At 67.2% G+C, this 9,541-nt stretch carries 10 protein-coding genes; 6 read left to right on the forward strand and 4 right to left on the reverse strand.

Annotated features, from left to right (window positions below; genetic code table 11):
- Positions 1 to 5 precede the first annotated feature (5 nt).
- Genes JZZ72_RS23375 through JZZ72_RS23390 form a run of 4 tightly spaced genes read left to right on the forward strand, consistent with a single transcriptional unit; the run spans position 6 to position 4,721 of the window.
- Positions 6 to 650, forward strand: coding sequence for an alginate O-acetyltransferase AlgF (locus JZZ72_RS23375; protein WP_043860258.1), 645 nt, complete (start codon positions 6 to 8; stop codon positions 648 to 650).
- 38 nt (positions 651 to 688) lie between these two features.
- Complete coding sequence (locus JZZ72_RS23380; RefSeq protein WP_043860257.1) at positions 689 to 2,089, forward strand: alginate O-acetyltransferase AlgX-related protein; 1,401 nt, start codon at positions 689 to 691, stop codon at positions 2,087 to 2,089.
- Positions 2,080 to 3,195 (forward strand): polysaccharide lyase, encoded by a 1,116-nt coding sequence (locus JZZ72_RS23385; protein ID WP_043860256.1) that lies wholly within the window; start codon positions 2,080 to 2,082, stop codon positions 3,193 to 3,195. The genes JZZ72_RS23380 and JZZ72_RS23385 overlap by 10 nt, the downstream gene beginning before the upstream one ends.
- Before the next feature lie 17 nt (positions 3,196 to 3,212).
- On the forward strand, positions 3,213 to 4,721 hold the full coding sequence (locus JZZ72_RS23390) for a right-handed parallel beta-helix repeat-containing protein (RefSeq protein WP_236066324.1): 1,509 nt from the start codon (positions 3,213 to 3,215) through the stop codon (positions 4,719 to 4,721).
- Here the strand turns inward: JZZ72_RS23390 and JZZ72_RS23395 are convergent.
- Together JZZ72_RS23395 and JZZ72_RS23400 are read right to left on the reverse strand one after the other, a co-directional pair.
- A complete protein-coding gene (locus JZZ72_RS23395; RefSeq protein ID WP_054916520.1) occupies positions 4,711 to 5,142 on the reverse strand; it encodes a GNAT family N-acetyltransferase in 432 nt (143 codons plus the stop codon). The genes JZZ72_RS23390 and JZZ72_RS23395 overlap by 11 nt on opposite strands.
- Before the next feature lie 122 nt (positions 5,143 to 5,264).
- Positions 5,265 to 5,672: a DUF488 domain-containing protein gene (locus tag JZZ72_RS23400; protein ID WP_054916493.1), complete on the reverse strand. Its 408-nt coding sequence runs from the start codon at positions 5,670 to 5,672 to the stop codon at positions 5,265 to 5,267.
- Positions 5,673 to 5,810: 138 nt separating this feature from the next.
- Here JZZ72_RS23400 and JZZ72_RS23405 point away from each other — a divergent pair, with 138 nt between their 5' ends.
- Positions 5,811 to 7,427 (forward strand): inorganic phosphate transporter, encoded by a 1,617-nt coding sequence (locus tag JZZ72_RS23405; RefSeq protein WP_100632490.1) that lies wholly within the window; start codon positions 5,811 to 5,813, stop codon positions 7,425 to 7,427.
- 3 nt (positions 7,428 to 7,430) lie between these two features.
- On the opposite strand, the gene JZZ72_RS23410 is transcribed toward JZZ72_RS23405, so the two are convergent.
- Positions 7,431 to 8,201, reverse strand: a complete 771-nt coding sequence (locus JZZ72_RS23410; RefSeq protein WP_043861092.1) for an OmpA family protein — start codon at positions 8,199 to 8,201, stop codon at positions 7,431 to 7,433.
- A gap of 11 nt (positions 8,202 to 8,212) precedes the next feature.
- A complete protein-coding gene (locus JZZ72_RS23415; RefSeq protein WP_052504235.1) occupies positions 8,213 to 8,608 on the reverse strand; it encodes a DUF4398 domain-containing protein in 396 nt (131 codons plus the stop codon).
- Between the two features lie 218 nt (positions 8,609 to 8,826).
- Between JZZ72_RS23415 and JZZ72_RS23420 the strand changes: the two genes are divergently transcribed.
- Complete coding sequence (locus JZZ72_RS23420) at positions 8,827 to 9,474, forward strand: TIGR04211 family SH3 domain-containing protein (protein ID WP_054916521.1); 648 nt, start codon at positions 8,827 to 8,829, stop codon at positions 9,472 to 9,474.
- Positions 9,475 to 9,541 lie beyond the last annotated feature (67 nt).

Here is a 9,541-nt window from a genome sequence, read left to right on the forward strand (position 1 = left end):
ACACCATGACCCGTTCGCCACGCCAACTGCTCGCCGCCACCGCCCTGCTGCTGGTCAGCACCGCCAGCCTCGCCAACGACGGCAATGCCGACCTCTACGACGCCGTGGCCCCGGCCGACTCGGCCTTCGTGCGCGTGCTCAACCTGAGCGATCGCAGCATCGACGTGACCCTGAGCGGCAAGGTCAACCCACAGAAGGTCGCCCCCGGCCAGCTCAGCGGCTACCGCTTCACCCCTGCCGGCAGCCACAAGATCGCGGTCGACAAGCAGGCCATCGAGCCGCAGCTCAAGGCCAACGCCGCCAGCACCGTGGTGTATGACGGCAAGGGCCTGACCCTGATCGCCGACAAATACGTCAACGAACCTAAAAAGGCCCAGATCGCCTTCTACAACCTGACCCCCGCGCAGGCCGCCCTCAAGACCTCCGACGGCAAGACCTCGGTCATCGACCCACTGGGCAAGGACCAGACCGGCAGCCGCCTGGTCAACGAAATCAAGATCGGCTTCGCCGCCTATGTCGATCAGCGCAACGTCGCCCAGTTCGACGACCTGTTCCTCAAGAAAGGCCGCTCGTACAGCTACGTGCTGCTGCCCGCCGCCAATGGCTACAAGAGCATCAGCGTGGCCAACAGCATCGACCCCACGCTGTAACCGCAGGCTGGCCTTGAACACAGGATGATGAACCGCGCATGAAGATCCTTACCTCCCTCGGCCTGATGGCCGTACTCGCTGCCGCCAGCCAGGCCGGCCAGGCCGCCGAGGCGCCCAGCCCCGGCTGCACCAGCCTTGAGTGCATGGTCTGCCCGGCCCTGAGCGATCCGCAGAAATACGCCGAAGGGCGGATGAAACTGATGCGCGAGATCGTCCCGGGCAAGGACCGCTGGCTGTTCCGTTCGGCCGTCGACCTGACCAACGACTTCGGCATCCCCGCGCCCATGCGCCCGGAGTTCGCGCGCCTGATGGCCGCGTTCCGCCAGCAGGGTATCCACGTGGCCATGGCCGTGCAGCCCACCCGCGGGCTGATGCACCGCGACAAGCTCTACCCCGGGCAGTTGCACGGGTTCGACTTCGAGCGCGCCAGCAACAACCTGGCCAGCTACCTGCAGCAGCTGCGCAGCGGCGGCGCGGTGGTGCCCGACCTGATGCAACTGGTGCGCACCCCGCCGGCGGGCGAGTACTTCTTTCGCCGCGACCACCACTGGACCCCCAGCGGTGCCGAGGCCACCGCACGCCTGGTGGCCGATGAGGTGCGCCGCCAGCCGTTCTATGCCGACCTGACCAAGAAGCACTACCGCACCGAGCCCGGCGTGATGGTGCCCAAGGACGGCACCATGAACCTGGCGATGAGCAGCATCTGCGGCAACAACTACGGCTTCCAGTATGTGCGCGGCTACCAGACCATCCCGGTGGCCGACGATGCCGACGCACTGTTCGACGAAGCCCCCGACCCGCAGGTGATCCTGGTGGGCGACAGTAACGCCGCAGCCCGTGAGGACGAGAGCAAGCAGTTCAACTTCGACGGCTACCTCAAGCAGTACCTGGATGTCGACATCCTCAACTACGCCCTGCCCGGCGTTGGCCAGGACGGCTCGCTGCTCGAATACCTGCTGTCCGAGAACTACAAGCCCGACGCACCGCCCAGACTGATCATCTGGGAGCTGCCGGCCAACTACCAGCTCGAGTCCGACCAGATGTACCGCCAGCTGATTCCAGCGGTCAAGGGCGGTTGCAGCACCTCCACACCGGTGCTGGGCAACCGCCTGCAGCGCCCTGCGCTGCGCGTCAACGACCGCATCGAACTGCTGAGCAACGCCGGCGAAAGCCGCAAGGCACTGGGCAGCGGCCAGGGCTTTCTGGACATCCGCATCAGCGACAAGAACGTCAAGGACTTCTACGTGATCGTGTATTACGACAACGGTGCCCGCGACAAGGTGTGGTTTCGCCGCGAGGCGGCCGTCAGCGGTGGCCAGTACTACCTGGAGCTGAGCAAGGCCAAGGAGTTCGCCGGGGCCAACCTGCTCTCGGTGTTCCTCGAACCGACCAAGCCGAGCCAGGCCGCCACCCAGGTGGAAACCCGTCTATGCCTCTGAAGCCCTGGCTGGTCGCCACCCTGGGCCTGTGCGCCGGGTTGCAGCTGGGCAGCAGCCTGGCCGCGCAATCGATCTGGCCGGCGCGGGCCACCGCCCAGTCGGCGATGATCGCCGACTACCGCACCCTGCAGTGCAGCAAACAGCCGCCGCCACCGTACACCGCCAGCCTGCGCATGCAGAGCAAGTACGACCAGCGCGATGCCAGCAAGTCGACCCTGCGCAGCCGCCCCGATGCCGACACCGAGGCGGCGAGCAAGCAGGTCAAGCAGTTCATCGCCGGGCTGATCTTCGCCAGCAAGCGCTTCCAGCGCGCCAAGACCCCGCAGCAGGCCAACATGGCCCTGGCCTGCCAGGACCAGTGGCTGGAGCACTGGGCGCAGGCCGGTGCCCTGCTCAACCCGGATGCCAGCAGCACCGGCATGGCGGCGCGCAAGTGGGCGGTGGCGGCCATGGCCTCGACGCTGCTGCTGACCCAGGCCGCCAGCAACGGCCAGGTGCAGCTGTCGCCGGCCCAGACGCGCTGGTTCGAACAGCTCGGCGAACTGATCATCCGCGAGTACCAGCCACGCCAGGCCGCCAGCTTCACCTGGTTCAACAACCACGACTACTGGGCCGCCTGGGCCGTGGCCGCCAGCGGCATGCTGGTGCAGCGCGACGACTTCATCCGCTGGGCCGACGGCAATCTGCGTCGCGGCCTGCAGCAGGCGGTGCGCAGCGGGGACGGCAGCTATGCCTACCTGCCACTGGAAGTGGCGCGTGCCCGGCTTGCCGCCACCTACAGCCAGTACGCGCTGGTGCCGCTGGTGCTGCTGGCCGAGTCGGCGCGGGCCAATGGCCTGCCCTGGAGCGAACACGACCAGCAGACCCTGGAGCTGCTGGGCAACTTCGCCGCACGCACGGTGCTCGACCCCGGCCCGCTGCCCGAACTGATGGGCCAGGCCCAGACCGAGGTAGCCCCCTACAAGCTGGCCTGGCTGATCCCGTTCCTGTACCGCGCGCCCAACAATCGCCTGGCCCGCCAGCTGTACGAAAGCGAGGACGGCAACGTCGACAACTACAGTCAGATCGGCGGCCCGCTCAAGCCCTTCTACCCCCCTTTGCCGTAACCCAAGGACGAATCGCCATGGCCCAGCCTGCCCGCATTTTCCGCTTTACCCGACTGGCCGGCCTGCTGCTGGCCGGCCTCGCCGGCGTGGCCCACGCCGCCACCCAGGGCCTGCCGATGCAGCAGGCACTGCGCGTGGTCAGCCCCAACGACTACCAGGCGCAGGTGCAACAGGTGCAGGCCAGCACCCGCGAAGCAGTGAGCTTCACCCTGCAGGAACGCCCGCGCCCCGGCGGGCGTGCCACTGTCAGCCTGCAACCGATGTTCTCGGCCCAGGGCGGCAGCTGGCCGTTCGAGCCGTTCGTCAACAACGGCCTGTTCCGCGCCGTGGCCGGCTACCAGGCGCACCACCCGCAGGCGGTGCTGATCCAGGGTGGCAGCATCACCCTGGCGCAGTTGGCCGACACCCTGAACAACCCGCAGGTACTCAAGCGCTACAAGGACGGCTACCTGCTCAGCTACCCGCTGATGATCGCCGCCGATGGCGGGCTGGTGCTGGAGGGCACCAGCCTGTACCTCTACAGCTATTCGGGCACGGCCCTGATCAACCAGGGCTGGCTGGGCCTGAACCAGTCGCGCCTGGAAAGCGTGGCCGGCGACAAGGCCGGCAACACCGAGCGCGCCTGGCGCCCGTTCGTGGTGGCCTGGGCCGGCAGCCATACCCAGCTGATCGGCGCCACCCTCAACCGCCTGGGCTATAACGCCAACCTGTCGCGGGGCCTGACCACTGCCCTGAGCAGCCAGCAATCGCCGGCCACCCGGCCGGCCAGCGTGCTGATACGCGACAGCCAGTTCAGCGAGCTGTCGGCGGTGGAGCTGCAGCACAGCCGTGGGGTGATCGAGGGCAGCCGCTTCGAAAGTGCCCAGCAGTATGGCGTGGACGTGCGCGACAGCCAGATGCGCATGGCGCACAACCAGATTCGCGGGGTCGACAACAACAGCGGCATCCGCCTGCGCGGGCAGACCCGCGCCTGGCTCGACGACAACCTGATCCTGGGCACGCACAAGGCCGCCATCGAGGTCAGCGACCAGCAAGGCGCCCTGCTGCTGAGCGGCAACCGCATCGGCGCCAGCCGCGGCAACGGCGTGCTGCTGCGCAACCTCAAGGGCGAGATGCCGGTGCTGATCGAAGGCAACTTCATCGGCAATAGCCAGGGCAGCGCGGTGGACGCCAGCGACGTGGCTGGCGCGGTCATGCTGGAAAACCACATCGGCAACACCCCCGAGTACGCCATCAGCCTGCGCAACACCCAGCCGCTGGCCGGGCCGCTGATTCTGGGCGGCAACACCCTGGGCCGGGTGGGCAAGGCGGTGGTTCGGGTGGAAGGCATGGACCAGGTGCTGCTGGGCAGCAACCGTTTCGAGGGCAAGCCATTGCTGCAGAACCTGCTGATCGGCGACCTGCTGCCGGTGCAGGGCCCGTTGCTCGACGCCACCGTGCGCCAGGGCTGCGTGGTGCAGGTACGCCGGGTGGCCGCCGGTAACCCGCAGCCGGGGCTGACCTGCGTGCAGAGTGCTAGCCGATAACCCGCTGCATGCGCACGAAGCATTCGTCCTCACCCTGCGCGACGAAGCCGTGGCGCAGGTACAGGGCCTGGGCCGGATTGCTCTTGAACACGGTCAGGCGCAGCAGCGGCAGATGGCGCCTGCCGGCCCATTCGGCCAGTTGCTCCAGCACCCAGCCACCGATGCCCTTGCCGCGGGCGGCCTCGACCAGGTGCAGTTCGCGGATGTACAGCGCACGGCTGTCCTGGCTGAGGCTGCAGAAGCCCAGGGGCTGTCCGGCGTCGACAATCAGCCATTGCTCGCGCCAGCCCCAGGCCTGGTCGAAGGCTTCTTCCAGCCAGAGCAGGTCGAATTCGCGGTAGTACGCCAGCATGGCGCGGCGCGTGAGGTCGCGGGCGAAGGTTCGGTGCAGGTCGGTGGCGGGGGTCAGGGTTGGGGTCATTTGGGTGCCCGTCAGGGGATTTTCGGCGCGGCCATCGCAGGTCAAGCCCGCTGCCACAGGTAAGGCGGGGGCCTTGTGGGAGCGGGCTTGACCCGCGATGGCCGTAACGCAGATTCAGAGAGTCACACTTTAGGCCCCAGCTCATCGGCATAGCAAACCGGCGAACTCCCGGGCCCCTGGCGATCCAGCTCATCCTCCAGCCACTGGGCCAGCACCCGCGCATTGTTGTGCTGTTCATCCTTGAACGCATACACCAGGGTCAGGGTGCCGCCACGGGCCTTGTCCAGCAGCCCCCACCAATGCTGCGGCCGGTCGGCCAGCTCCTGGCGATACCGCTGGCAGAACCCGTCGTAGTCCACCTCACCGCGGTGAAAGGCCTGGCGCAACGCCGACGACGGCGCCACCTCGGGTAGCCAGGCACTCAGGTGCAACTGATCCTTGCGCCGGTTGCGCGGCCACATCCGATCCACCAGCACCCGCTCGCCATCCTGCGGCGCAGGCGCCTCATAGGCCCGTTTGCACTGAATCATCGGCACGTTCCTCCCACTGCCTGGGTGTAAGCGTAGCTGGGCAACCCGCGTTTTTGTTGATCGAAGTCACTATGCCATCACTCAGGGTTTTTATCCTTGATGCGCCAGGCACGACTTCCACCCTACCGGACCCGTCTAATGACAACCCCGATCAGCACCACCCTTGACTCCGCGGGTGGCCGCCCCTCCCTTGCACAACTGGCCACCCGCCCCGGCCGCGCCTCCGTCACCCTGTTCGTCTGCCTGTTGCTGGGGGGCCTGGTGTACACCGCCTGGAGCCTGTTCCGCGACATCGATGCCGCCGGTACCGTGGTCACCACCTGGACGCCCTTCCTGCTGCTGGGCCTGGCACTGCTGATTGCCCTGGGTTTCGAATTCGTCAACGGTTTCCACGACACCGCCAACGCCGTGGCCACCGTGATCTACACCAACTCGCTGCCGGCGCAGTTCGCCGTGGTGTGGTCGGGGTGCTGGAATTTCATCGGGGTGCTGCTGTCCAGCGGCGCGGTGGCCTTCGGCATCATTGCCCTGCTGCCGGTGGAGCTGATTCTGCAGGTGGGTTCGGCCACCGGCTTTGCCATGGTCTTCGCCCTGCTGCTGGCCGCGATCATCTGGAACCTGGGCACCTGGTGGCTGGGGCTGCCGGCCTCCTCCTCGCACACCCTGATCGGCTCGATCATCGGCGTGGGCGTGGCCAATGCGCTGATGAACGGGCGCGACGGCACCAGCGGCGTGGACTGGACCCAGGCCAGCAAGGTGGGCTACGCGCTGCTGTTCTCGCCCCTGGTGGGCTTTGCCTGTGCGGCGCTGCTGCTGGTGGGCCTGCGCATGCTGGTCAAGCGCCGCGAGCTGTACCAGGCGCCGGTCGGCGACGCCCCGCCGCCCTGGTGGATTCGCGGCCTGCTGATCGCCACCTGCACCGGGGTGTCGTTCGCCCACGGCTCCAACGACGGGCAGAAGGGCATGGGCCTGATCATGCTGATTCTGGTGGGTACCCTGCCGATGGCCTACGCGCTGAACCGCACCATGCCGGCCGACCAGTCGCTGCAGTTTGCCGCCGTGGCCCAGGCCACCCAGCAGCAGTTGCTCGGCCAGTCGGCGCAGCCCCATGTCGGCGACCCGCGCGCCACCCTCACCTTGTACCTGCGCGAGCGGCAACCGAGCCCCGAGCTGGTACCGGCCCTGGCGGCACTGGCCGGCCTGATCGGCGAGGAAGTCGCAGGCTACGGCTCGCTGACCCACGTACCGGCCGAGGCCATGGCCAACGTGCGCAACGACATGTACCTGACCAGCGAAGCCATCCGCCTGATGCAAAAGCACCAGCACGGCGGGCTCGACGCGGCCGCCACCGCACAGGTGCAGTTGTTCAAGAGCCGCATCGACGACGCCACCCGGTTCATTCCGTTGTGGGTCAAGGTGGCGGTGGCGATTGCCCTGGGGCTGGGCACGATGGTCGGCTGGCGGCGCATCGTGGTCACGGTGGGCGAAAAGATCGGCAAGACCCACCTCACCTACGCCCAGGGGGCTTCGGCGGAGCTGGTGGCGATGTGCACCATCGGTGCGGCGGACATGTACGGGCTGCCGGTGTCGACCACCCACGTGCTGTCGTCCGGGGTGGCCGGCACCATGGTGGCCAACGGTTCGGGCCTGCAATTGCGCACCATCGCCAACCTGGCGATGGCCTGGGTACTGACCCTGCCCGCAGCGATCATGCTGTCGGGCGGGCTGTACTGGCTGCTGACCCGGCTGCTGTAGGCCTCAGCGCTGGCCGACGGCAGCATTGCCGTGGGAGATGATCACTTCGACGCGGCGGTTGAGCTGACGCGACTGCGCGTCGGCGTTGGAGGCCACCGGGTACTCCTTGCCATAGCCGGCACTGATGATCCGCCCGGCGTCCACCCCGTTGCGGCGCAGGGCGTTGGTCACAGCCGCTGCGCGACGCTCTGACAGCTGCTGGTTGAGGCTGTCGCTGCCGGTCGAGTCGGTGAAGCCCTCGACCCGCACCTTGCGCTCCGGGTTGGCACGCAGGTACTCGGCCAGCTGGTCGATGTTGCGCTGGCTGCCAGCCTTGAGCTCGGCACGCCCGGTGTCGAACAGTACATCGCCGAAGGTCACCACGGTGCCACGCTCGGTCTGCTTGGCCTTGAGCTGCTGCAGGGCCTTGAGCTGCGCGGTACGCACGTCCAGGCGGGCCTGGGTGCGCTGCGCCTCGATGCCCTGCAGGCCGGCTTCGGCCTGGCGCAGGGCAATGGTCTGCTCGGCGACGGCGATCTTCTGGTTGGCCAGATAGGCCAGCTGCTCGATCTGCGGGGCCTTGCGGTCCTTGATCGAAGCCAGCTCGGCCTTGCCCAGGGCATTGAACGCATCCTTGGTTTCCAGTGCCGCCAGGCGGCTGGACTCCGGCTTGCTCTGCAGCACGCTGAAGTGCTCGCGGGCTTGCAGCAGGCCAGGGTTTTCGGCGGTAGTGCTGCAACCGGCGAGCAACAGGCCCATCACGGAAACGGCAGGCAACAGGTATTTGACGGACATGACGGGCATCCTTACGGCGTGATCGTGGGGGTGATGGCGTCGGGCGACTGGAGCATTTCCTGCTTCAGCACTTCAATGCCCTGCTGCGCGCTGCGCAGTTGCTGCTGGGCCTTGGCGGCACGCGCCTTGCGCTCGGCCAGGTTGGCATCGGCCTCGGCCTGCTCGGCCAGGGTGCGGGCCGCGACAAGGTTCCGTTCGCCCAGGGCGCGCTCGACGGCGTACAGCTTGTCCTGGGCGGCCTTCATTTCGGCTGGCGCGTACTGGGTGGCGTCGGCGGTCACGGCGCGGCTGACCGCGTTGCGGGTCAGTTCGACCTGCTCGGTGGGCACGGGCACGCCGGCACAACCGGCCAGCACCATCAGCAGGCTGCTGGCGGCCAGGTAGTTCGTGGTGCGTTTAGCAACCATTGAAAGACTCCATAACATGAGAAAGACAGACCGTTGTTCAAGCCGCGTAAGACTATTCCCGGTCATGCCCCGCCCCTATCAGGGGGCATCCTGCTGTCAGGTAGGAAACTTCTCCGGCATTGCCACGATTCGTGCCTGCCCTTCGTCAGTGCGCAGTGAACCTGACGGGCAAAAAATGGTCTGTGGGTTTCATTTTTTCCGTTTTCAAGAAGATCACCATGCCCCCATCTTTTCAGCTTCGCGCACGGCGCTCTCTTATCCCCGGCCTGCTCGGCAGCCTGGTCATCCTGTGTGGCCCGGCCCACGCCGAGGAAGGCAGCGGCAATGAACGCTGGGTCAGCGACAGCCTCAGCACCTACGTGCGCAGCGGCCCTACCGACGGGCACCGGATCGTCGGCAACCTCAAATCCGGCCAGAAGGTCACCCTGCTGACCAGCCAGGGCAACTACAGCCAGGTACGTGGCGAGTCGGGCGATACCGTGTGGATCAACAGCAGCGACCTGCAGACGGTGCCCGGCCAGGCAGAGCGCGTGCCGCAACTGAGCGAACAGGTGAGCCAGTTGAGCGAGCAGCTCAAGACCATCGACGACAGCTGGAAGACCCGGGTGCAGGGCATGCAGGAGACACTGGATTCACGCAAGGCCCTGATCGACGAACTGGAGGCGCGCAGCACCGCGCTCAATGCCGAGCTGGGCGATGCGCAATCGCAACTGCGCGCTACCCAGGCGCAGCTGGGCGACGAGAACAAGCAGGTGCTGATGCGCTACATGGTGTACGGCGGCGGCATTGCCGGGGCCGGCTTGCTGGCGGGGCTGATCCTGCCGATGCTCAGCCGCGGGCGCAAGCGCAGCGACCGCTGGTTCTGAGGGCCCGGCCTTCGCCCGCAGGGTGCAGGCGCCAGCCTTGCTGGCGAAGGCCGCCCCACTATTGCCC

Source organism: Pseudomonas palmensis, assembly GCF_017848315.1.
GTDB classification, from domain to species: Bacteria; Pseudomonadota; Gammaproteobacteria; order Pseudomonadales; family Pseudomonadaceae; genus Aquipseudomonas; species Aquipseudomonas palmensis.

What these genes read in the sequence shown, in the direction of transcription:
- JZZ72_RS23375 (WP_043860258.1), top strand. Translation starts at nt 6, where the DNA reads ATGACCCGTTCGCCACGCCAACTGCTCGCCGCCACCGCCCTGCTGCTG.
- JZZ72_RS23380 (WP_043860257.1), top strand. Translation starts at nt 689, where the DNA reads ATGAAGATCCTTACCTCCCTCGGCCTGATGGCCGTACTCGCTGCCGCC.
- JZZ72_RS23385 (WP_043860256.1), top strand. Translation starts at nt 2,080, where the DNA reads ATGCCTCTGAAGCCCTGGCTGGTCGCCACCCTGGGCCTGTGCGCCGGG.
- JZZ72_RS23390 (WP_236066324.1), top strand. Translation starts at nt 3,213, where the DNA reads ATGGCCCAGCCTGCCCGCATTTTCCGCTTTACCCGACTGGCCGGCCTG.
- JZZ72_RS23395 (WP_054916520.1), bottom strand. Translation starts at nt 5,142, where the DNA reads ATGACCCCAACCCTGACCCCCGCCACCGACCTGCACCGAACCTTCGCC.
- JZZ72_RS23400 (WP_054916493.1), bottom strand. Translation starts at nt 5,672, where the DNA reads ATGATTCAGTGCAAACGGGCCTATGAGGCGCCTGCGCCGCAGGATGGC.
- JZZ72_RS23405 (WP_100632490.1), top strand. Translation starts at nt 5,811, where the DNA reads ATGACAACCCCGATCAGCACCACCCTTGACTCCGCGGGTGGCCGCCCC.
- JZZ72_RS23410 (WP_043861092.1), bottom strand. Translation starts at nt 8,201, where the DNA reads ATGTCCGTCAAATACCTGTTGCCTGCCGTTTCCGTGATGGGCCTGTTG.
- JZZ72_RS23415 (WP_052504235.1), bottom strand. Translation starts at nt 8,608, where the DNA reads ATGGTTGCTAAACGCACCACGAACTACCTGGCCGCCAGCAGCCTGCTG.
- JZZ72_RS23420 (WP_054916521.1), top strand. Translation starts at nt 8,827, where the DNA reads ATGCCCCCATCTTTTCAGCTTCGCGCACGGCGCTCTCTTATCCCCGGC.